Origin of the sequence: Marinobacter sp. (assembly GCF_048259445.1) — a bacterium.
Taxonomy (GTDB): Bacteria; Pseudomonadota; Gammaproteobacteria; order Pseudomonadales; family Oleiphilaceae; genus Marinobacter.
This window is the reverse complement of the sequence record NZ_JBLXHQ010000017.1, coordinates 13,058-36,520: the sequence shown is the minus strand read 5'-3', so window position 1 is coordinate 36,520 and position 23,463 is coordinate 13,058. Positions and strand designations below refer to the sequence as shown.

Annotated in this window: 20 protein-coding genes and 1 tRNA gene; 4 read left to right on the top strand and 17 right to left on the bottom strand. The window is 53.3% G+C overall.

The features are described from left to right. Positions 1-192: 192 nt before the first annotated feature. Entirely contained in the window at positions 193-1,290 is a 1,098-nt protein-coding gene (locus ACN0RL_RS12975) for a porin (RefSeq protein ID WP_417517427.1), read from the bottom strand. A 288-nt stretch (positions 1,291-1,578) separates the two neighbouring features. Between ACN0RL_RS12975 and ACN0RL_RS12970 the strand changes: the two genes are divergently transcribed. Then, on the top strand, positions 1,579-3,699 hold the full coding sequence (locus ACN0RL_RS12970) for a 4Fe-4S binding protein (protein WP_417517425.1): 2,121 nt from the start codon (positions 1,579-1,581) through the stop codon (positions 3,697-3,699). A 122-nt stretch (positions 3,700-3,821) separates the two neighbouring features. On the opposite strand, the gene ACN0RL_RS12965 is transcribed toward ACN0RL_RS12970, so the two are convergent. From ACN0RL_RS12965 to rpsB, 16 genes are all read right to left on the bottom strand, one after another. Continuing rightward, positions 3,822-3,898 (bottom strand) — tRNA-Met (locus tag ACN0RL_RS12965). A gap of 67 nt (positions 3,899-3,965) precedes the next feature. Next, complete coding sequence (gene rnhB, locus ACN0RL_RS12960; protein ID WP_417517423.1) at positions 3,966-4,655, bottom strand: ribonuclease HII; 690 nt, start codon at positions 4,653-4,655, stop codon at positions 3,966-3,968. Further along, on the bottom strand, positions 4,656-5,837 hold the full coding sequence (gene lpxB, locus ACN0RL_RS12955; protein ID WP_417517421.1) for a lipid-A-disaccharide synthase: 1,182 nt from the start codon (positions 5,835-5,837) through the stop codon (positions 4,656-4,658). A 20-nt stretch (positions 5,838-5,857) separates the two neighbouring features. Next, complete coding sequence (gene lpxA, locus ACN0RL_RS12950) at positions 5,858-6,649, bottom strand: acyl-ACP--UDP-N-acetylglucosamine O-acyltransferase (protein ID WP_417517419.1); 792 nt, start codon at positions 6,647-6,649, stop codon at positions 5,858-5,860. Beyond that, on the bottom strand, positions 6,649-7,086 hold the full coding sequence (gene fabZ / locus ACN0RL_RS12945) for a 3-hydroxyacyl-ACP dehydratase FabZ (RefSeq protein WP_417517417.1): 438 nt from the start codon (positions 7,084-7,086) through the stop codon (positions 6,649-6,651). The genes lpxA and fabZ overlap by 1 nt, the downstream gene beginning before the upstream one ends. Positions 7,087-7,096: 10 nt before the next feature. After that, complete coding sequence (gene lpxD / locus ACN0RL_RS12940) at positions 7,097-8,122, bottom strand: UDP-3-O-(3-hydroxymyristoyl)glucosamine N-acyltransferase (protein ID WP_417517415.1); 1,026 nt, start codon at positions 8,120-8,122, stop codon at positions 7,097-7,099. Between the two features lie 47 nt (positions 8,123-8,169). After that, positions 8,170-8,664 (bottom strand): OmpH family outer membrane protein, encoded by a 495-nt coding sequence (locus ACN0RL_RS12935; RefSeq protein ID WP_417517413.1) that lies wholly within the window; start codon positions 8,662-8,664, stop codon positions 8,170-8,172. 47 nt (positions 8,665-8,711) lie between these two features. Then, positions 8,712-11,030: an outer membrane protein assembly factor BamA gene (gene bamA / locus ACN0RL_RS12930; protein WP_417517411.1), complete on the bottom strand. Its 2,319-nt coding sequence runs from the start codon at positions 11,028-11,030 to the stop codon at positions 8,712-8,714. Between the two features lie 44 nt (positions 11,031-11,074). After that, a complete protein-coding gene (gene rseP, locus ACN0RL_RS12925) occupies positions 11,075-12,424 on the bottom strand; it encodes an RIP metalloprotease RseP (protein ID WP_417517409.1) in 1,350 nt (449 codons plus the stop codon). A 47-nt stretch (positions 12,425-12,471) separates the two neighbouring features. Continuing rightward, positions 12,472-13,656 (bottom strand): 1-deoxy-D-xylulose-5-phosphate reductoisomerase, encoded by a 1,185-nt coding sequence (gene ispC, locus ACN0RL_RS12920; protein WP_417517407.1) that lies wholly within the window; start codon positions 13,654-13,656, stop codon positions 12,472-12,474. Positions 13,657-13,658: 2 nt separating this feature from the next. Next, positions 13,659-14,501 carry a phosphatidate cytidylyltransferase gene (locus ACN0RL_RS12915; protein WP_417517405.1) on the bottom strand — a complete coding sequence of 281 codons (843 nt, stop codon included), beginning with the start codon at positions 14,499-14,501 and terminating at the stop codon, positions 13,659-13,661. Positions 14,502-14,522: 21 nt separating this feature from the next. Continuing rightward, positions 14,523-15,293: a polyprenyl diphosphate synthase gene (uppS, locus tag ACN0RL_RS12910; RefSeq protein WP_417517403.1), complete on the bottom strand. Its 771-nt coding sequence runs from the start codon at positions 15,291-15,293 to the stop codon at positions 14,523-14,525. Positions 15,294-15,363: 70 nt separating this feature from the next. Continuing rightward, positions 15,364-15,921 (bottom strand): ribosome recycling factor, encoded by a 558-nt coding sequence (gene frr / locus ACN0RL_RS12905; RefSeq protein WP_417517401.1) that lies wholly within the window; start codon positions 15,919-15,921, stop codon positions 15,364-15,366. A 42-nt stretch (positions 15,922-15,963) separates the two neighbouring features. Further along, positions 15,964-16,692, bottom strand: coding sequence for a UMP kinase (gene pyrH / locus ACN0RL_RS12900; RefSeq protein ID WP_417517399.1), 729 nt, complete (start codon positions 16,690-16,692; stop codon positions 15,964-15,966). 181 nt (positions 16,693-16,873) lie between these two features. Further along, the gene (gene tsf, locus ACN0RL_RS12895; RefSeq protein ID WP_417517397.1) at positions 16,874-17,743 is read right to left on the bottom strand and encodes a translation elongation factor Ts; all 870 of its coding nucleotides are present in this window, start codon (positions 17,741-17,743) and stop codon (positions 16,874-16,876) included. Positions 17,744-17,836: 93 nt separating this feature from the next. Further along, the gene (gene rpsB / locus ACN0RL_RS12890; protein WP_417517395.1) at positions 17,837-18,589 is read right to left on the bottom strand and encodes a 30S ribosomal protein S2; all 753 of its coding nucleotides are present in this window, start codon (positions 18,587-18,589) and stop codon (positions 17,837-17,839) included. 261 nt (positions 18,590-18,850) lie between these two features. On the opposite strand from rpsB, the gene map reads away from it, so the two are divergent. Genes map through dapC form a run of 3 tightly spaced genes read left to right on the top strand, consistent with a single transcriptional unit; the run spans position 18,851 to position 23,460 of the window. After that, complete coding sequence (gene map / locus ACN0RL_RS12885) at positions 18,851-19,621, top strand: type I methionyl aminopeptidase (RefSeq protein ID WP_417517393.1); 771 nt, start codon at positions 18,851-18,853, stop codon at positions 19,619-19,621. Then, the gene (locus ACN0RL_RS12880) at positions 19,622-22,267 is read left to right on the top strand and encodes a [protein-PII] uridylyltransferase (RefSeq protein ID WP_417517391.1); all 2,646 of its coding nucleotides are present in this window, start codon (positions 19,622-19,624) and stop codon (positions 22,265-22,267) included. Further along, positions 22,264-23,460 carry a succinyldiaminopimelate transaminase gene (dapC, locus tag ACN0RL_RS12875; RefSeq protein WP_417517389.1) on the top strand — a complete coding sequence of 399 codons (1,197 nt, stop codon included), beginning with the start codon at positions 22,264-22,266 and terminating at the stop codon, positions 23,458-23,460. Before ACN0RL_RS12880 ends, dapC begins: the two co-directional genes overlap by 4 nt. Positions 23,461-23,463: the final 3 nt, after the last annotated feature.

Below are 23,463 nucleotides of genomic sequence, written 5' to 3'. Positions count from 1 at the left end.
GCCTCAGCGTAATCCGCCAATGCGACTTGAGTGCTTTTTACAGGTGCGCCGAAATGATCGTAAGTCATTGATCAGACTACCCCAGTATCAGTACCCGATGATGCTACATGTGAAAAACCGGCACTTTAGTCCTAGACCATAGAGCCGGGCGGACGGGTGGGTACCCATCAAACCGTCCGCCGCAAGTACCGATCAGAAGGTAACGATTGCGCCGAGCGCGATTGTATTGATGTCAGAACTGGTTACGTCAGTTGCCCGGTTCTTTCCCTCATACATGTTGTACTCTGCCACCAGTTTGAAGTTGCTGTTCACATCGTGAAAGAAACCTATCGTTGTGCTTTCCGTTTCAAGATTCAGGATCTCAGCGTCGGTCTCACCGTAAGACAAGACCAGGCGGTTGGGTCCAAAGGTGTAGGAGCCCTGAACGAGATAACCGTCAGCGTCGTCTTCCGTTACGGGGCCATTGGAAATCAACACCGGATTGTCGCCCTTCGAGGTAAATCCTGACGCGGCCAGAGTCAGCCCCTGCAGCGAGGCTTTAATACCGTAGCCAACACCTGTGCTATCAATTGTGGTGCCGGCATTTTCCGCCGACTGATAACGACCGTTGACCCAGCCGGTCAACCCCAGCCCGTTTACATCCATGCTATAGGTTATTTCCGACTCAAACCGCGGGGCTGAGTTCTCGTCGTTTGCGCCGGTAACGGTATCCGCCGGATCAAGAACACCAACAGCGATATTGAAGCCCGACATCTCCGGAGCGCGATAGGTTATCTGAGCGGATGGCGTCGGGTACGCATATCCGGCGCCAATGTTGCCGAAAGATACACCGCCGGGCGCGCCCGGAGAACCGAAGCCCATGAGAATTTCATCAAGGAATATATTGGAGCGCGCGTAAAGGCCAAAATCTTTACCAATCAACACCTGCCCGAAGCTACCATCAACGGTTGCGTAGAACTGGCGTACATCAATTGAGGTGTCTGTCGGCGAGTCCAGGCTGTCATTGATCGAAGTCCAGAACGAGGAGCGCCCCCCAAGAGTCAGGTCACCCATTTCTTTGCTGAAATTAAACCCGATCGTGTTTGGCAGAAAGCCCATCTTGATACGGGAATCCCGCGTGTCAGCCAAGTCGTTGTCGCGATTGACATAAAAAGCATTGAAGTAGCCATCGACAGAAAATGTTGTGCCACCTTCGTTATACAGCTCTACCGCGGCGTTTGCCCCAGGACTGGCACCCATTGCGGCTACCATTGCGACTACCAGCCCAGATCTTCTGATTTTGTTATTCATATTTCCCCCGGAACATTAAAGACATTATGGGTACGGCACCTGTTGCAGGCGCCACAAGCGTGATCTCTCGCTTGAATTCCATAATCGACTAATGCAGAAACCCGAGATATCGGCCGAGGGAGTCGGTTTTATGGTTACTTGGAAGGTATTGGAAACAGCACTTTGGGACTACGACGTTAAATAAGGCCAACCATAAAGTAGCAGGCGACCGGTTCTGAGGTCGCATTGAGTCCGAATACAAACCCCATAGCATGAGAGTTCCTACAAAAAAAATATCAGGGGTAATCCATGGCCGGGCGCACACTGCTCGTTTTTATCTGCATCTTTATGTTTCTCCCCGGCGCCCGGGCGGAGCTGTCCGAGCAGAAGACAGCCCTCATTCAACAACTTTTTCCATCAGCAACGGTTATTGAGGACAAACTCGCCGATTTTCCTGTCTATCCGGTGTACCAGCTGCAGGAACTGCTGGGCTTCGCGTATGAGTCAGTGGATCTTAGCGCCCTTCAGGGTTTTGCCGGCAAGCCCATCAGTATGTTGATAGGCCTGGACACACGCGGCCGTTTTACCGGGGTAAAAGTGCTGCATCATCACGAGCCGGTATTTCTGCACGGCTTGGGTGAAGCCCCACTTTTCGAATTTGTTGATCAGTATGAAGGCAGATCACTGCGCGAACAGATCATCATCAACACCTCCAATACAGGAGGCTCCGGGCGAGCGGCTGACAATAATGACACCGTGTATTTTGACGGTGTCAGCAAAGCCACGGTTTCGGTTTTGATCATCAACGACACCGTACTTTCGTCGGCTCTGCAGGTGGCGCGTAGCAAACTTGAAGGCTTCGCGCAGGCCGCTGCAACAAAAGCAAAGACAGATTTTTTTCAACCTCTCTCATGGCAACAATTGCTCGAACGCGGCTATATAGGGCAATGGAGCCTGAGCCACGAGGAAATTGAATCTGAGCTGGGAAGACCATTGGCAGACTATCCCCGGGATTTTGGCGATACCAACGAGGGCCCGTTCACTCAGCTTTTCTTTGGCTATATCAACTCGCCCATGGTCGGTCGAAACCTGCTCGGAGACGATGCTTATAAGAAGCTGATCGAGAAGCTTGACCCGGATGTCCAGGTGATGATCGTTATGTCCAGAGGGGCGTTCCCCCACGTATCCCCGAATTTCATCCCCGGTAGCAACCCGCAGCGCCTGAGCCTCAAACAGAACGGATTAGCCGTAGAAATGCGGGATTTAAACATATCCGCCGAGGATCTGAACTTACAGGCTGCCGGCATGCCGGACCTGGCCGCCCATAACTTCTTTCGCGTGGGCGGGAGTGCCGGCTTCAGCCCCGGCGCCGATGCCACAATAGATTTCAACATCGAACTTTCCCGCAACCATTTGGTAAAAGACCGGGTCGTTATGGAAGTGCCTGTCCGCTTTAATGGGGATCTATTTGAGACGGTCGATGTGTCGTCATTGGTAATGAATGAACGCGAGCCAGTCTGGGTGGGGCTTTGGAAACAGCGCTGGTGGCAGATCACCATTGTGTTAATCGCGCTTACTGTGTTGACGGTATTCTTTGCCCGCCAGAAAACATTCAGCCGATACCCGAAGCTGGTGCACCGATTCCGCTGGGGCTTTCTGTTTTTCACTTTGTTTTTTATTGGCTTTTTTGCTCAGGGACAGCTGTCGGTCGTGAATATCTACACGCTTTTCATCGCAATATGGGATGGTTTTTCACTTAATGTGTTTATGCTTGACCCCATTATTTTCATTTTATGGATATACACGTTTATCAGCCTTTTCATTTGGGGGCGCGGCCTGTTTTGCGGCTGGTTATGCCCGTTTGGTGCGCTGCAGGAGATGTCTGCCTGGCTGGGTGAAAAACTTGGCCTGCGCCAGATTAAAGTGCCGGAACACTGGCATCGCCGCCTGATTCTTATCAAATACCCCATTTTGATCGGTCTGGTGGGCACGGCTTTTTATTCCCTGACACTGGCAGAAAAGCTGGTCGAGGTGGAGCCCTTCAAAACCAGCATCACTCTGTTTTTCGTGCGCCATTGGCCGTTCGTGGTTTATGCAGTCGGCTTACTGGTAATCGGAATGTTTATTCACAAATTCTATTGCCGCTATCTGTGTCCGCTGGGTGCCGGATTAGCAATTATCGGGCGACTGCGACTGTTTAGCTGGCTGGATCGGGTGGACTTGTGTGGCAGCCCTTGCCAGCACTGCAAGAATGCCTGCGGCATTAATGCCATTCGCAAAGACGGCAGAATTGATTACGACGAGTGTATCCAATGTCTGGAATGCGTGGTCATACTCAACGACGAACAACAGTGCGTAGACAAGCGCGTGCAGAATAAGAAGCATCGGCGCCAAGCCAACATACTGGCCACCGATGCTAGCCACCCCTGAAAGGTTTCATTCGAGCAACAACAAAATCAATCGAATATTAAATAAATGAGCTTACGCAGAGAAGTTTCGAGGCCTGGAACGAAAAAAGGCAAATCAGTAAGTTACTGATTTGCCTTTTAATGTGGTAGCGGGGGCAGGATTCGAACCTACGACCTTCGGGTTATGAGCCCGACGAGCTACCAGACTGCTCCACCCCGCATCAAACTGGTTGTTGCCGGGTCACCCCGATCAACGTGCGCGTATATTAAGGACTCTCGAGAACATTGTCAATTGCTGTTTTCAAATAGGTCTGTCGGGTAATCAAGTTCTTCTGTCACAGGTACCACCGGTTCCTTAAAGAGACCAACCTGTTCCAGCGCCTCCTGAACCGGCCGGAATGACTTGCGATGTTCTGGCGTTACGCCCAACCGGAACAAGGCTTCCATGTGCACAGGTGTAGGATAGCCCTTGTGTTGGGCAAGGCCGTAACCCGGATACTTCTGCTCCATCGCTTCCATTTCGCGATCACGGGTTACTTTAGCGAGAATAGAGGCGGCGCTGATCGCCTGTACCCGGCTATCTCCCTTGATCACCGGTTCGGAAGGCCAGTGCCACTTCGGGCATTTGTTTCCATCCACCAGCACGTATTCAGGTGCAATACCAAGACCGGAAACGGCTCGCTCCATGGCAATCATTGTGGCCTGGTAAATGTTGATTTGATCGATCTCATGAGCTTCACAGCGGCCTAAACTCCAGGCGATGGCGTGCTCCAGGATTTCATCGTAGAGCGCATTACGCTTTTTCTCTGTGAGCTTTTTCGAGTCTGCCAGCCCGGCGATGGGGCGCTCAGGATCCAGAATTACAGCGGCCGTTACAACCGCGCCTATAAGCGGGCCACGACCTACTTCATCAACGCCGGCCAGAAGCCTCCCCTGGTAGGCACACTCGAAAGGCGGTAGCGCAGGCGCGCGGGCCATTCAGTGAGCCCTCTCTTCAACAAGCCTGGAAATTGCCTGGGCTGCCTTCTCATCGGCATCCTGTCTTAATGTATGGTGGAGCTCCGTAAACGCTTCCACAAGTCGATCACGCTCCTGCTGGTTCTCCATGCGTTCGAGCACCGCCGCGCCGAGCGATTCCGGTGTCGCATCATCCTGCAGGAGCTCAGGCACCAAGGGCTTCTTTGCCAGTAGATTGGGTAATGAAACGTGAGGCACTTTAACCAGACGGGAAACAAGCGCGTAGCTGATGTTGCTCAGCCGGTAACCTACGACCATGGGTTTTTTCAACAGCATGGCTTCAAGGGTCGCCGTTCCGGAGGCGAGCAACACAACGTCTGAGGCAGCCATAACGTCACGTGAACGACCTCTCACTATGGTGACGTGCAGCTTTACCTCCAGCGCTCCGATAAGGTCGCGCACTTGTTGTTCCCGCTCACGGTTAACACAGGGGATGACCAGCTGCACATCCGGGCGCTTACTCTGAATCCAGCGCGCCGCTTCCAGAAACAGAGTGCCCAGGCGATCAACTTCTCCTGCTCGACTTCCTGGTAACAAGGCCAACAAGGGAACATTCTCATCAAGCCCCAATTCCTGACGAGCCCTGCCTGTCTCGGGAACAACCGGGATTCGGTCCGCAAGCGGATGCCCTACAAATGCTACGGGTACGTTATGCTCTTGATAAAACCTGGCCTCAAATGGCAAGAGGGTAAGCATAAGATCAACAGATTTGGCAATTTTGAAGATCCGCTTCTGCCGCCATGCCCAAACCGAAGGACTGACGTAATGAACGGATGGAATACCCGCTTCTCGGCAGCGTCGCTCAATAGCAAGGGTGAAATCCGGGGAATCAATACCGATGACAACATCAGGCGGCGTAGCAAAGAAATAGCTTAGAAGCCGGGCGCGAATACTGAAGAGTTCCCGTATGCGACCAAGAACTTCCACCAGCCCCATGATGGACAGGCGCTCCATGGGAATCAGAGAGTGAAAGCCCTCGGCGATCATCTCATCGCCGCCGATGCCGACGAACCGCGCATTCGGATATCGGATGCGAAGCGAGCGAATCAGTCCGGCGCCGAGAATATCCCCAGACGCCTCACCGGCAATAATTCCAAAGGTTATTCTGCGATCACTGACAACCGAGGCCAGAGGATTATCCATCAAAGAAGGCTCCTGCCAGCTCAGCGGATAATTCCGCGATGAGCTCCACGCAGGGAGTCGATAAGCACGCGCACTTCTGGCGTATCCGAATAGGCATCTTCCAGGGTTTCAACGGCCTGTTCTGTCGTCAGGCCCTGACGGTAGATAACCTTATAGGCCCGCCTCAGGGTCATCAGCACTTCTTTGCCGAACCCACGCCGCTTAAGGCCTTCAACGTTCATACCGTGGGGCTCCGCTGACTGGCCAGCGGCCATAACGTAAGCCGGTATGTCTTTGAGGACAATACTTCCCCCCGCTGCCATACTGTGGGGCCCTATATGGCAGAACTGATGCACCATGGTGCCACCGCCCAGAATGGCGTAATCGCCTACTGTTACGTGGCCGGCAAGCGTTGCGCAGTTGGCGAGAATGATGTTGTCGCCGATAACACAGTCATGGGCCACATGCACATAAGCCATCAGCAGATTGTCACTGCCAATACGGGTTTCACCCTGATCCTGTACGGTACCGCGGTGAATCGTGCAATTCTCGCGGATCACGTTATTGTCGCCGATAATCAGTGTGGTCGGCTCTCCGGCGTACTTCTTGTCCTGGCACTCTTCACCGATACTGCAAAACTGAAAAACCCGGTTATTCCGACCAATTACGGTTGGCCCTTTAACAACCACATGGGAAAGGATTTCTGTACCTTCACCAATCTCGACATTTGGGCCAATATAGCTCCACGGGCCAACCGTTACGTTATCCGCAATTTTGGCTGACGGGTCTACAATCGCCTGAGGATGGATACCCGACCAATCATTTGTCGCCATCAAACTTCTCTCTCAGCGGTCAGTATCTCTGCCACACAGACGACTTCACCGTCGACCAGTGCGCGGCAATCAAATTTATAAATTCCACGTTTGCCCGAAATAAGCTCCGACTCCATACAAAGACGGTCTCCCGGCAACACCGGACGCTTGAAACGTGCCTTACTGGACCCGGCTAAATACTGTACCACTCCGTCTGCGGGTTTCCGACCCACAGTCACAAAACCAAGAATGCCAGAAAGCTGAGCCATGGCCTCGATAATCAATACACCCGGCATGATCGGATTCTCCGGGAAATGACCAGTAAAGAATGGCTCATTAAAGGAGATATTCTTGTAGCCTTTGATCGATTTGGACTTTTCAATCTCGGTAACCCGGTCCACCAGCAAAAACGGGTAGCGGTGCGGCAGATATTCAAGTATTTCGTTGATATACATCATTTTATCGGCCTCAGCCCTCTAATTTCTTTTCCAACTCTTTAACGCGCCGCGCCAGAGCATCGAGTTGGCGGAAACGAACGGCGTTTTTACGCCATTGCCGGTTCTTATCTGCGCTGGTTCCGGAAGAATAGACACCAGGCTCCTGAATGTCGCCGGTCACCAGAGTCATACCCGTCAGGTGAACCTGGCTTGCAATGTCCAGGTGCCCGGCCACTCCGGAGGCTCCTCCGAACACACAGTGGCTACCAATCTTCGTGCTGCCCGCAATCCCGACCATAGCAGCCATGGCGCTATGATCCCCGATACGGACGTTGTGGGCGATCTGAATAAGGTTATCAAGCTTGACACCATTACCAATCACAGTGTCGTCCAGGGCGCCACGATCAATCGTTGTATTAGCGCCAACCTCAACATCATCGCCAAGAATAACGCGCCCGAGTTGCGCAATCCTGTGCCATTGGCCTTTCTCATTCGCAAAACCGAACCCGTCAGAACCTATCACTGCGCCACTAAGAATATGGCAACGCTGTCCCATAACCACATCGTGAGCCAGGGTAACTCTGGATCGAATAATAGAACCAGATCCGATCCTGCTTCGAGCTCCGATTACACTACCAGGCCCGATAACAACTTTTTCATCAATCACAACACCCGCTTCGATAACAGCATTGGGGCCAACACTGGCGCTGGCCGCTATTTGCGCACTCGCATCAACAACGGCTGCAGGATGAATACCAGGCGGCGCGACGGGTGACGGATCAAACCAGTGGCTGAGTCGAGCATAGCCCAGGTACGGATTATCGAGTAACAGGACATTGGTCTGACCGTCTCCCGCGGCCGCAGGCGATATAATAATGGCCGCGGCCCGGGTATCTGCCAGGTGCTTTGCATAGGTAGGATTTGCCAGAAAGCTGATCTGCTCAGGGCCTGCTGCTTGAAGAGTCGCGAGACCCGAAACCCGGATTTCAGGATCGCCGCGAAGCTCTGCGCCCAGCGCCTTTGCAATCTCTCCAAGTCGGTAAGACTGGTCAGTCATCACTCGCTCCACAACCGCTCACAAGCCCGGGGGCTTTCCGGCAGAAATTAACGGTTAAGCTTATCCAGAAGCTGTGAGGTCAGGTTCATTTCCGGCTTCACGTAAACAACGGCTTCACTCGGCAGAATCAGATCAAGATCGTTTTCTTCCAGCAGTTCTTTAACCGCTGCATCGACTTCCGGACGAGCCTCTTCCAGAAACGCCTGTTTGCGCTGGTTCACAGTGGAATCAAGGCGCTGCTTGAGAAAGTTGAACTCCTTGACCTTCTCCTGGAATTCACTTGCAAGCTTGTTGCGCTCGCTTTCGTTCATCATAGCGCCGTCTTTTTCCAGACGCTCCTTCAGTTCGCGGGCAAACTCCTGGGTTGCGCGAACTTTTTCCTCATCACCAGCAAAGTCCTTCTGGAGGCTTTCACTGAAGATCTTGGCATCATTCGACGAAAACAAAGCCTGACGCAGGTCTACAACGCCAATGCGGGTTTCGGCCATTGCGGGCAATGCCAGCGCCATCGCTGCAACAAACATCAACACGGTTCTGAACATAATGGGTCTCCTGAGTTTCACTCGTTATTGTTTCACGTATGTCTGATTCAGAATGTCTGACCAAGCGAGAATTGGAATATCTGGGTATCGTCTCCGGGTTTGTCGTTAAGCGGCTTGGCGAGGCTGAACGCCAGAGGACCTACTGCCGTAATCCACTGAAATCCGATACCTGCTGACAAACGCACTTCCGACAGCTCCGCGTCATAACCTCGATCCGTATCAAAAACCTGCCCTGCGTCCACAAAGAACGCCGTACGCATGGATCGGGTGTCACCGGCAAACGGGGTCGGGAAAATCAGTTCCAGAGAACCTTCAGTGAGGAAATTACCACCAAAAGGATCAGGATCTGAAAAATCGTTAGGCGCGTTAGTTGCGCGGCGTCCAAGTGAGTTAGCCTGATAACCCCTTACCGAACCGTACCCGCCTGCATAGAAGTGCTCATAGAACGGCATGATCGAGCGATCTCCGTAACCATCGCCATAACCGATGTCCGTTCTTGTCCGAAATACCCAACGACCAGTGTCTGACAGCGGGAAGTAGAAGTCGGTTTTGTGGCTGGCCTTGTAGAACGTAAGGTCACTTCCGGGCACCGCAACATCCAGTGACAGCGAGTGGCTGTAACCATTCGTTGGCAACACCCCCCGGTTAAGAGTACTGCGACGCCAGCTGCCGAACAAAAAGTAATTATTGAAGGAGTCACCTTCCTCATCGATGAAGTCAGTTACTTCTTGTGAAGTAAACACACCACCTTTGACTTTGGAAAGTGTGTATCCGACCCCGAAGTTCAACCGAGTGATGTTGTCGGTAGGATAGCCAAACGTAAGACGACCACCGTACTCATCCAGAAGGTAAGAGGTAATATCCTCTTCCTCAAAATCGGTTTCGCGGGCAAAAACACTGAATCCCCGGCTAACACCGTCTACGGTGTAGTAAGGATCCGAATAGGAAATATTGGCGCTCTTTACGGAGTCACTGACATTCACACCAAACGATACACGCTTACCCGTGCCGAAGAAGTTGTTTTCAGAAACGTTGGCGCCAAGAATAACACCAGAATCCTGTGAGAAACCGACGGATGCAGAAAGACTGCCAGTAGGCTGTTCTTCCACCGAGTAGTTAACGTCAACCAGGTCGTCAGTTCCAGGTACGGGAACAGTTTCCACATTGACCGTCTGGAAAAAACCTAACCGTTCCAGGCGGGTTTTGGAAAACTCGATGCGATCCGAGGACGCAATACCGCCCTCCATCTGCGTCATCTCCTGGCGCAGAACGTCGTCACGCGTGGACACATTACCGTCGAAATTGATCCTGCGAACATAAGCCCGCTTACCCGGCTCAACATAAAACGTAACGGCAGCAGTGTTGCCTTCACCCGGTTCAGGCACGGCATTCACGTTGGCAAAGGCATAACCTTCCCTGCCCAACCGGAACGACAATGTTTCGGAGATTGCGGTCATGCGGGCACGGGAGAATACATCCCCCTCGTCTACAGGAATCAGCTCACGCAACTCTTCTTCATCAATAATGAGATCGCCGCGAAGCCGGATCTCGGATATTGTGTACTGAGGCCCTTCATTCAACGCTATCGCGATAAAGACCTGACGCTTGTCCGGCGAAATGGACACCTGACTGGACTCTACATTGAAGTCAAGGTAACCGCGGTCGAGGTAGAATGAGCGCAGCGTTTCAAGATCGCCGCTCAGTCGCTCCCGGGCATATTTGTCTGAGTTGGTGAGAGAGTTCCACCAGCTGCTGGTTTGCAGTTCAAACAGATCACGCAATTGCTCGTCGCTGAAGTCCCGGTTACCCACCAGATTAATGTGCTGGATAGCAGCAACCGTGCCTTCGTTGATATCCAGGCGAATGGCCACACGATTACGCGGCAGCACCTCGGCGGTTGCTTTTACCCGAGCGTTATAACGCCCCTGACCAATGTAGGAGCGCAAGATCTCCAGCTCCAACCGCTCCAGTGTCGCCCGTCGGAAAACCTGACCTTCCTGGAGGCCGGCACCTGCCAACGCATCCATAAGCATATCGGTTTCGATGTTCTTGTTGCCTTCGATTTCAATCGATGCAATCGAAGGGCGCTCGCGCACCGAAAGAATAAGAATACCGGCGTCGCGGCTAGCCTCTATGTCGGTGAACAACCCAGTCCGGAACAGTGATTTGATTGCATCTGCCAGTTCGGCTTCGTCCATCTGCTCGCCGATATTGACGGGGAAAGCGGAAAACACGGTACCTGCAGAAACACGCTGCAAGCCTTCCACCTCGATATCTGCAACCGTAAATTCATCTGCAAATGCTGGCGTCATGCCGGTTGCGGCAACAGCGAGGCCAACGGCTAAACCTAGAAGAGAACGTCTCATTCAATTATTTCGCCTGGTTAATGCGCGTAAGGAGCCCGCAATTCTCACAACCGCATCAGGTCGTTGTAAAGAGCAAACACCATTAATGTAAGGATCATTGCCATACCAATTCGTAATCCAAGCGCCTGAACCTCGTCCGATAATGGTTTTTTGCGGATTGCCTCGATCGTGTAGTACACGATGTGACCACCATCCAGAACCGGTACAGGCAACAGGTTAAGAATACCCAGGCTGACACTGAGATAAGCCAGAAAACGAATAAAGCCTTCAAATCCGGAGCTGACACTGGCCTCTGCCACCCGGGCAATCGTAATCGGGCCACTGAGATTACTGGGGGAAAGCAGCCCTGTAACCATCTTTTTGATCGCAACAAGCGTAAGGCGGGTATCCGCCCAGGTTTCATCCAGCGCAACAGGAATCGCTGCCAGAGGACCATAGCGGACCTCTCGCAGCACGTTATCAGGCCAGGATACTGTCTCGACACCGGCACCTACAAAGCCGATTGTCTCACCATTATCCTGTGTTTTTGCTTCCGGAGTAATCTGCACAGATTGCTCCGAGCCGGCACGTTCGATAACAAGCGTCAGTGTTTGCCCGGGTGCATTACGAATAAAATCAACGAGCTCAAACCAGTTGCCCACAGGCTGTTCGCTCACCGCCAGAATGCGATCACCTGTACGCAAACCTGCCGCCTGGGCACGTCCGCCATCTGAAATCTGGCCAAGAACGGCAGGCACATCAGGTCGCCAGGGCGTAATACCGAATTCTGCAAGCGGATCCGGTGTGTCGTCACTAAGGCGCCAGCCGCCAAGCTCGCCACTCAAGGTTCCACGAGCTCCACCATTGGAAACGTCCAGTGTTATCAGGCCTTGCTCACCCGCACGCTCAAGAATGCGCATATTCACGTCGCGCCAGGAGCTTATCCGGTGCCCGTCAACCGCGTGAATCTCCATGCCTTCCTGCAAGCCAACCTGCCCCGCAACGCTTTCATCGGCAACCTCACCAACAATAGGCGCAACATGGGTAACACCCACAACGCTGAGCAGCCAGTATGCAAAAATTGCAAACATAAAATTAGCAATCGGGCCCGCTGCCGCAATGGCGATCCGCTGGGAAGGCGGTTTGGAGGTAAAAGCCTGATCTCTGAGCTCTTCAGGGACCGGCCCTTCACGCTCATCCAGCATTTTGACATAGCCGCCCAGCGGGATAGCCGCTATGGCAAACTCGGTACCATGACGGTCGTACCACGAAAACAGCGGCTTGCCAAAACCGACTGAAAAACGAAGCACCTTCACGCCAAAGCGACGCGCTACCCAGAAATGGCCATACTCATGGAGGGTGACGAGTATGCCCAGGGTAAGCGCAAGAGCAAGTAAGGTTTGAATAATCTGCATATCTTTCCTGGTATTGGCGCCAGCCCGGTGAAATTTTTTGCCTTACATCAGACCGTTAACAAGGCGATCTGTTCCAGCGCCGTTTGTCGTGCTTCGGAGTTTTTCGCGAAGATGATATCAAAGCTGTCTGCAGGCACCACGGGCGTTACCGCAAGGGTTCTCTGAATAACAATCGGTATATCTGTAAAAGCCAGATTTCCCTTGAGGAACTCGGCTACCGCAACCTCATTTGCCGCGTTCAGTACTGCAGGTGCTGTGCCACCTATTTCAAAAGCTTCAGCCGCCAAACGCAAACAGGGAAAGCGTTGCAAGTCCGGGCGCTCAAAGTGAAACCGTCCGATACTGAACAGGTCCAGCGGCGCTACCCCGGCATCAATACGCTCAGGCCATGCCAACCCGTTTGCAATCGGTGTACGCATATCCGGGCTGCCTAACTGGGCCAGCACCGAACCATCGGCATACTCTACCATGGAGTGAATGATACTTTCCGGGTGAACATGAACCTCAATCCGGTCTGGCGTGACGTTGAACAGCCAGCATGCCTCAATCAGCTCAAGCCCCTTGTTCATCAGGGTTGCCGAGTCCACGGAGATCTTCTGCCCCATAGACCAGTTAGGATGAGCGCAGGCCTGAGCAGGCGTAACAGAGCGCAAGGCTTCTGCGGTGTGCTCGCGGAAAGGCCCGCCGGACGCAGTCAGCAGAACGCGAGTGATGCCGGCTGCGTCGGGATCGCGAATTTTATCGGGGGGCAAACACTGGAAGATGGCGTTGTGCTCGGAGTCGATGGGCAACAACTCAGCGCCGGAGGCAGATACTGCGTCCATAAAAAGCTTGCCGGACATAACCAACGCTTCTTTGTTGGCCAGCAAAACACGCTTGCCGGCGCGCACAGCTGCAAGAGTCGGCGCAAGCCCGGCAGCTCCCACGATGGACGCCATAACGGTACAGGCTTCCGGGGCGGCAGCGACTTCACACAACCCGGGCTCCCCGCTCAGCACGGAAATGTCCGGAAGATCCGAAAGCATCTCTGCCAGTTTTTGCGCCGCTTGCGCATCTGCCATCACAGCAACTTTCGGGCGAAACTCACGACATAGCGCGGCAAGCTCCTCAGAGCGGGTTCCCGCCGTCAGCGCATAAACGGAAAAACGCCCGGGATGGCGGCGAACAACATCCAGAGTGGAAAGGCCTATTGACCCGGTGGCCCCGAGTACCGTAATCGAGCGAGCGGCCATACTCAAAGATGCCCGACCGTCGTCAGCCACCCAAGTTGAGTGATAATTAACGCAAATACCGGAATTGCAGCGGTAAGACTGTCGATGCGATCCATAATCCCCCCGTGCCCGGGTAGCAACCCACTACTATCCTTTATGCCCCTGAACCGCTTGAGCATACTCTCCAGCAGGTCACCAAGCACGGAAACCAAGCCTGTTATCAGGCTCGCGACCACCAGCAGTATTGTTTCGACAGCGCTAGCGGAGGCAAGAAAACTGACAATAACAGCAAAAGCACCAACAGCTGCGAGACCACCCCAAACTCCGGCCCAGGATTTACCAGGGCTTACTCTCGGCGCCAGCTTGGCCTTACCAAAGGCTCTGCCGGCGAAGTAGGCGCCAATATCCGCCACCCAGACAACACAGAATACGTAAAGAATAACCAGCAGATTATTGTCCGCATTCCCGAACTGAAACCCGCCTGCCCTGAGATGATTCAGGCCAACCCATGCGGGTACCAGAACAAATACGCCCATAAGCGCTCTGCCCGGCACACTGCCCCAGCGCTCTGAGCCCGCAGGATAACTTCGTACCAGCAGAAAGCAGACAAACCACCAGACAAGCGCAAGCCACAGCACTGCAGCTGCGGGGACATCAAGAAGGCCGTACAGAATGACTGCAATCACTGCCGCATAACCAATGCGCCCCAACTGCTGCTCAAAACCAGACATGTTGGCCCACTCCCAGGCACCCAGTGTAATAATCGCAGCGGTAAAAAGCGCGAAACCCAGGGGCGGCAGGAAAAATATTCCACCAATAGCGATGGGGGCAAGGATAAGAGCGGTGATGATTCGGGTTTTTAACAAAATAGAGGTCGCTATGGTTCGTTATTGTAGTGACGGCCTGGCCGTAATCTGGTCATCCGTCTGTCCAAAGCGGCGCTGACGGCCGGCATAGGCCTGCAACGCTTTGCGCATCTCATCTTCTTTGAAGTCGGGCCAGAATACAGGCGAGAAGTACAGCTCGGTATAGGCCAGATGCCAAAGCATGAAGTTACTTATCCGCTGCTCACCCGCCGTGCGGATCATAAGATCTGGCATGGGAAGATCACCAATGCTCAGGTGTTGCTGAATAAGGTCATCGGTAATATCAGAGGGCTGGAGCTCCCCCTCTTTCACTTTTTCAGCAACCTGTCTGGTGGCCTGGGCGATATCCCAATGTCCACCGTAGTTTGCGGCAATAACGAGCGTCATTCGGGTGTTATTGCTGGTTAGACGCTCCGCCTTGGCCATGAGCTCTTGCAACGTCGAATTAAAGGCAGAACGGTCCCCGACAATGCGCAGGCGTATATCATTGCGGTGCAGCTTTCTGACTTCCCGCTCCAAGGCAAAAACGAACAGCTTCATCAGGGCCGACACTTCATCCTTCGGTCGGCGCCAGTTTTCGCTTGAGAAAGCGAACAGGGTGAGCACCTCCACCCCTTCGCGGGCACAGGTTTCCACAACAGCTTTTACCGCATCTACTCCAGCCTTGTGTCCTGCCACCCCTTTCAACCGACGTGCCTTTGCCCACCGGTTATTACCGTCCATGATAATGGCCACATGCCGGGGCCGGCTATCAGCCGACACCGGAATCTCCGCGGATACTGTTCCCGTCATGAAATCCCCTGTACCGCCAGCAGCAATACCCCGCCAGCAGCATGTTTCGCTTGTAAGTGAACCCGGGCGATCAGACCGCCATCAGATCCTCTTCTTTAGCTTTGAGCATTTTCTCGACTTCAGCGATATAGCGGTCGGTAAGCTTCTGAACTTCTTCTTCGCCCCGGCGCTCGTCATCTTCGCTGATTTCTTTATCTTTCAGCAGCTCTTTCATCATGCTGTTTGCATCACGACGGGCGTTCCGGATAGAAACGCGGCCATTTTCTGCGTCAGCTTTCGACTGCTTGACCATGTTCTTACGGGTTTCTTCCGTCAACATCGGCATGGGTATACGGATCAAATCACCACTGGTTGCCGGGTTCAGGCCAAGATCGGCTGTCATGATGGCCTTTTCGATAACCGGGACCAGATTCTTCTCCCAGGGAGATACGGCTAACGTACGGTTATCCTCCACGTTAACGCTCGCAACCTGCTTCAGCGGCGTTTCCTGACCGTAGTAGTTAACCATCACGCTGTCCAGAATAGACGGGTGGGCACGGCCGGTACGGATTTTGTTGAACGCCGAGTGCAGAGCCTCAAGGCTCTTTTTCATCTTCGTTTCGGCTTCAGCTTTAATATCGTTAATCACGTAGTCATCCTCAATTCGTTCGTCAGGGCGTTGTGATACCCGTTATTCGATCAGTGTACCTTCTTTCTCACCGGTCACGATGCGCGTCAGGGCGCCAGGCCGATTCATATCAAAAACACGCAGTGGCATACCATGATCCCGGGCCAGACAGATAGCTGTCAGATCCATCACGCCCAACTTCTTGTCGAGCACCTCATCATAAGTCAGTTTGTCGTACTTTTCTGCAGTCGGATCAAGGTGCGGATCTGCAGAATAGACACCATCTACTTTGGTTGCTTTCAGCACTGCGTCGGCCTCAATCTCGATGCCACGCAGGCAAGCTGCCGAATCTGTTGTGAAGAAGGGGTTGCCGGTGCCTGCACAAAATATAACCACATCACCGTCTTTCAGATCGCGAACAGCACGGCGGCGATCATAGTGCTCAACAATACCACTCATGGGAATGGCCGACATTACACGGGTACGGATGTTCGAGCGCTCAAGAGCATCGCGCATGGCCAGACCGTTCATAACGGTTGCCAGCATACCCATGTGATCTCCGGTAACCCGATCCATTCCGGCAGCACTGAGTGACGCCCCCCGGAACAGATTACCCCCGCCAATAACGAGACCTACCTGGATACCGATGCCGATCAGCGCACCGATTTCGAGGGCCATGCGATCAAGAACTTTGGGATCAATGCCAAAATCGTGGTCACCCATCAGGGCCTCGCCACTGAGCTTGAGCAAAACACGATTGTATCTTGGCTGGTTTTTCGGTGTTGTCGGCATACTGATCCCCTTTTCGTCTGTTAACTGCTATCCGGCGTGATACGCATTGCAGGCTTGCATCTGACATACTCCTCGAAAAAGGGGGATCTCAGATACAAGCCCGCCACGAGAACCGGAAAAATCCAGCTAACGTGGCAGACTCAAGGGGCACTGCGACTGGCTGTCACAGCGCCCAGAAAAATCAGGCCTTGCCTGTACCGGCTGCAGCAGCAACCTCAGCAGCAAAGTCTACTTCTTCTCTTTCAATACCTTCACCCACTTCCAGGCGAATGAAACCGACCAGTTCGCCGCCAGCGGTCTTGATCAGCTCACCCACGGTCTGCTCCGGGTTTTTGACAAAAGGCTGTTCTACAAGGCTGTGCTCCTTGAGGAACTTCTTGATCCGGCCACCCATCATCTTTTCAACGATCTCGTCGGGTTTGCCTGCCATATCCGGCTGGGCCTTGATAACCTCTTTCTCTTTCTCAAGCTCGTCAGCAGGCATATCTTCCGGACGTGCAACACGCGGGTTAACCGCAGCAGCATGCATAGCGATATCGCGAGCCAGCTCTGAGTCGCCTGCTGTCAGAGCAACAACGGAGGCAATTTTATTGGTGCTGTGCACATAGCCACCAACAACCGGGCCTTTGATTTCAACGATACGACGTACGGTGATGTTCTCGCCGATCTTCTGAACCAGCGCTTCGCGCTTCGCTTCCAGATCACCTGCCATCAGTTTGGCAACGTCGGTCTCGCCTTTCTCGAAGGCAACGTTCAGAACGTCGTTGGCAAAATTGATGAAGTTATCATCGCGAGCAACGAAGTCGGTTTCGGAGTTAACTTCGATGATGTAAGCAGCGGTGTTGTCGTCAGAAATCTTGATCAGCGACACACCTTCAGCGGCTGTGCGGCCGGCTTTCTTGGCGGCTTTGAGGCCAGAAGACTTACGCAATTCTTCAATTGCGGCATCTACACTGCCTTCAGATTCAACCAGAGCCTTTTTGCACTCCATCATGCCAAGGCCAGTGCGCTCGCGCAGTTCTTTGACCATTGCAGCGGTAATTGCAGCCATGTTCAATCCTCTTAACTTGTTCGAATACGGTGGGGAAGCGCGCCCGGAGAAACCTCCAGGCGGGCTTTACATCTCAAACGTGACGCTGACGCATCACTCAGCAGCTGGAGCGGTTCCTGCAGCTTCTTCGCTGACTTCTACAAACTCGTCAGCACCTGCGCCGCCGGCCTGTGCAGATTCAAGGCACGTATCAGCTACAGCTTTCACGTAGATCTGGATCGCACGGATGGCGTCGTCGTTGCCCGGGATCACGAAATCTACGCCGTCAGGGTTGCTGTTGGTATCGACTACACCAATAACAGGAATACCCAGCTTGTTGGCTTCTTTGATAGCGATGCGCTCGTGATCAACGTCGATAACAAACAACGCGTCAGGCAGGCCACCCATATCCTTGATACCACCAATGGAACGCTCGAGCTTATCCATTTCACGGGTGCGCTCAAGAGCTTCTTTCTTGGTCAGCTTGTCGAAGGTACCGTCTTTGCTCTGGGCTTCCAGGTCACGGTAGCGACGAATGGACTGGCGGATGGTTTTGTAGTTGGTCAGCATGCCGCCGAGCCAGCGATGGTTAACAAAAGGCTGGCCGGAACGCTCTGCTTCTTCCTTGATGACCTTGGCCGCGGCGCGCTTGGTGCCGACGAACAGGATCTTGTTTTTGCTCTCTGTCAGTTTCTGAACGAAGTCGAGTGCTTCGTTCATGGCAGGAACAGTCTGTTCAAGGTTGATGATATGAATCTTGTTACGGGCGCCGAAGATGAACTTCGACATTTTCGGGTTCCAGTAGCGAGTCTGGTGACCGAAGTGAGCACCTGCCTTGAGCAGGTCACGCATATTTACCTGAGCCATGTTATTACCTTAGTTTAGCTTCGGGTTAGTCCTCCACGCGTCCGATTGCCCCAACCAGGCTCCTTTACAACTCTAAAGCAGGAGCAGGCACCCTGGGACAACGTGCTGACACGTGTGCGAATTTGCCGGATTCGTTTCCAGCGGGCGCGTTTATATCATAAAACACAGGCCTCCCGCCATTATTTTTGCATCGAGGCTTCCTTGTACCCTGAGCCTGAGCCCCTTAAAATACTTGTTTGACACAAATCAACAGGAAACCCGATGCAGGTATCGATCAAGACTCCGGAAGAAATTGAAAAGATGCGCGTGGCCGGTCGCCTGGCGGCTGACGTTCTCGAAATGATCGGGGAACATGTCAAGCCTGGTGTTTCCACCGAAGAGCTCAATCAGATATGTCACAACTATATTGTTGACGAGAGGGAGGCTATTCCCGCTCCGCTTAACTACAAAGGTTTTCCGAAATCTGTGTGCATATCCGTTAACCACGTTATCTGCCATGGCATACCTTCAGAGAAAAAAATCCTGAAAGATGGCGACATCGTGAATATAGATGTCACCGTGATCAAGGATGAATATCACGGCGACACCAGCAAGATGTGGATTGTTGGCAAACCCAAGCCGGGCACAGAAAGACTGATCAAAATTACCCAGGAATGCCTGTATAAAGGCATCGAGCTCGTCAAGCCCGGAACGCGCCTGGGAGATATTGGCCATGTGATACAGCAACACGCTGAAAAACACCGTTATTCCGTAGTGCGGGATTACTGCGGCCACGGTATCGGCAAGGTGTTTCATGAGGAGCCGCAGGTGATGCATTACGGCAAGCCAGGCACCGGAATGGAGCTGCAGGAAGGCATGACCTTTACGATTGAACCAATGATCAATCAGGGCAAGTACCACACCAAACTGCTCCCGGATCAATGGACCGTAGTGACCAAAGATCACAAGCTTTCCGCGCAATGGGAACATACGATTCTTGTTACCGCTGATGGCTATGAAGTACTGACCAGGCGATCGGAGGAACCCTTCTAAGTGGACCGTCAGGAGCTGGAGGCCAGAATCAGTGGTGACACATCCCCTGTAATGGCGGCCAGGGAGCTGCTGAAACAGCGCTACGATGCTGACGCTGAAGCCTTTCGACAAGGCGCCGATGTAAGGGCTCTGGTTCATTCCAGAGCCGACACTGTCGATACAGCACTAAGGTTAATCTGGAACCGCTACCCCTACTCCAGCTCGCCCGATATTGCCTTGATCGCCGTTGGCGGTTACGGCCGTGGTGAGCTCCACCCGCACTCCGACATCGACCTTCTGATCCTGACCCGTGATGGAATTGAACCGGGCTGGCAGGAGGATCTTGGCGCTTTCGTTACTTTGCTGTGGGACCTGAAACTCGACATAGGCCACAGCGTTCGCAGCATTGAAGAAAGTAAAGCGGCGGCACGGGGCGACATAGCCACACTGACCAACCTGCTGGAAACCCGCACAATTGCCGGCCCGGATGAACTGCGTAAAGAGCTCAGTGAACAAGCCTACTCCGATAACATCATCACCGATCGTGACTACTTTATTGCCAAGCGCAAAGAGCAACAGCAACGCCACAAAAAATACAGTGATACCGAATACAACCTGGAGCCTAATGTAAAAAGCTCCCCGGGCGCCCTGCGGGATATTCAGACCATCGGATGGATTACCAAGCGACACTTCGGCCTTCAAAGCATCGCCGATCTTACCCGCTTCAGCATTCTCACCGACGAGGAACACCAGATTCTGGTTCAGGGTGAGACCCTGCTGTGGAAACTGCGCTACGGACTGCAGCTGATCGCGGACCGTAATGAAAACCGGCTGCTGTTCGATCATCAACGAGCCCTGGCGCAAATGCTGGGTTATAAAGACGAAGGCAAGCGGCTGGATGTCGAGCTGATGATGCAGTCCTATTATCGTACCGTGCTGGCGCTGGCAGAACTCGCCGACGTTATTCTCCAGTTTTACGATGAGGCGATACTCGGTACAGGCACAGAAGACAATATTCAGCCAATCAACAAACGCTTTCAGATTCGCAACAGCTATATAGAAGCGGTAAACAACCAGGTATTTGCTTACTCTCCCTACGCGATCATGGAAATCTTTGTGCTGATGGCCCAGCACCCTGAAATAAAGGGTATTCGGGCAACAACCATACGGTCTTTGCGGGCACACAGACACCTGATTGACGATGCTTTCCGGTCGGATCTGGCCGTAACCTCGCTTTTTATGGAACTGCTGCGAACACCCCATGCGCTGGATGAAACCCTCTCCGCCATGAAAAAATACAATGTGCTGGGCCGCTACTTGCCAGAGTTCGGCCAGATTATTGGCCAGATGCAGCACGATCTTTTCCACATTTACACTGTTGACGCCCACACCATGCGGGTCGTGCGCAATATGGTACGGTTGAATGGCACGGAGGCCCGGGACGACTACCCCCTGGCAGCGCGACTGATTCATGGGCTTCCCAAAAGGGAAGTTCTTTATATTGCCGGCTTGTATCACGACATCGCCAAAGGCCGTGGCGGGGATCATTCAGAGCTTGGCGCCGAAGATGCCGAATCCTTCTGTAAGCGTCATCATCTTGGGGAACGAGATACCCAGCTGGCGTCCTGGCTTGTGGAAAACCATCTTCTGATGTCAATGACAGCCCAGCGCAAGGACATTTCTGACCCGGATATTATTCAGTCGTTTGCCCGGGCCCTGCCCAGCCAGGCGCATCTGGATTACCTTTATATCCTCACGGTATGCGACATCAGCGCCACCAACCCGAAGCTCTGGAACACCTGGCGGGCGTCTCTGCTGCGTCAGTTATATATAGAAGCCAAACGTGCCTTGCGGCGCGGCACAGAGATTCCTGTTGACCGACAGACATGGGTTCGGGCCACTCAGACCGAGGCCCGGGAAATTCTCCATGCCCAGAGCATTACCGATGAACAGATAGATGCCATCTGGGACACGGTTGACGAAGATTACTTCCTGCAGGATTCAACAGTTGATATCGCCTGGCAAACCGCAGCGATCATCAACCATGGCGATACGCCGGGACCACTGGTGCTCATCCGCGACACACGCGGTGGACCGACCGATGGTTACTCCCAGATCATTATTTACATGAAAGATCGGCCAACCCTGTTTGCAGCCACAACCGCGGTACTGGAACAACTAAACCTGAACATTGTTGACGCCCGTATCAGCTCTAACGAAGGCCCCAACACCATCAGTTCCTATGTCGTGCTGGACGAGAAAGGCCAGCCTCTGGGTGTGGATCCCGCCCGCAAAGAGCGGGTGCGCAAGCGCTTGATCGAAGAGTTGGATGACCCGGAAGACTACCCTGACATTATTCACCGCCGCACACCCCGACAACTCAGGCACTTCGCGTTCCCGACGGAAGTTGTGTTCTCCAACGACACCATTAACGAGCGCACCGTTATCGAAGTGGTTACACCTGACCGCCCCGGGCTTCTTGCACGGGTTGGGCAGGTTCTGCTGGATCATCGTATACGCCTGAGCAATGCCAAAATTGCGACATTAGGCGAGCGCGTGGAAGACGTGTTCTTTGTGACCGACGAAAACGGCGAACCTATCAGCGATCCCTCCGTATGCCACGCCCTGCAGCAGGATCTATGTAAAATGCTGGATGATATTCAATGAATCCGAATCTGGACAAGCTCCACCCCTACCCGTTCGAAAAACTGGCTGAATTAAAAGCTGGCATATCACCGCCGGACAATCTCCGCTCGATTTCTCTGGGCATTGGCGAACCCAAACACCCCTCCCCCGAATTTGTGAAGCGGGTGATTGCCGATAATCTCGACCGACTGGCCAACTACCCCACCACAAAAGGCCTGGATGAGCTGCGACAGGCAATCAGTAAATGGGCCACGCAACGATTTGAGCTGAAAGCAGGCTCTCTGAGCCCGGATCAGAACATCGTTCCGGTAAACGGTACGCGGGAGGCAATATTTTCACTGGTTCAGGCAGTGGTTGATGCAAGCAAGCAGGCAACAGTCGTTAGCCCGAATCCTTTTTATCAGGTGTACGAAGGTGCAGCGTTTCTGGCAGGCGCTACGCCGGTTTACCTGCCCTGTGATGGATCCAACGGTTTCATCCCGGATTTCGACGCCGTCCCTGAGTCTGTATGGCAGGATTGCCAGGTTCTGTTCCTGTGCTCTCCGGGCAATCCCAGCGGCGCCATCATGCCTCGGGCAACCCTCACGAAGGTCATTGAACTGGCTGACCGGCACGACTTTATCGTAGCTTCAGACGAGTGCTACTCCGAGCTCTACCCAAATGAAAACAATCCACCTGAAGGCCTTCTCCAAACCTGTGCCGCTATTGGCAGGCATGACTTTGCCCGTTGCGTGGTTTTTCACAGTCTCTCGAAACGCAGTAATCTGCCAGGCCTGAGATCAGGCTTTGTCGCCGGCGATGCGAACATCTTGAAAGGCTATCTTAACTACCGCACTTATCATGGCTGCGCCATGCCGGTTCACAACCAACTGGCCAGTATTGCTGCCTGGCAAGATGAAAGCCACGTGCGGGACAACCGGGCGGCTTACCGCGCCAAATTCGAGGCCGTGGTACCCATCCTGCGCGAAGTAATGGAGGTGGATTTCCCCGACGCTGGTTTCTATCTCTGGCCGGTTACTCCAATGGATGACGAAACCTTTGCGAAGGAGCTGTCTGCCCAGCAGAACGTTCATGTTCTACCCGGTCGCTACCTGTCCCGAACGGTGAACGGTCATAACCCGGGAGAGAACAGAGTGCGCATGGCATTGGTTGCGCCATTGGAAGAGTGTGTTGAAGCCGCAAAGCGCATCGTTGAATTTGTAAAGGCAAACTGATTT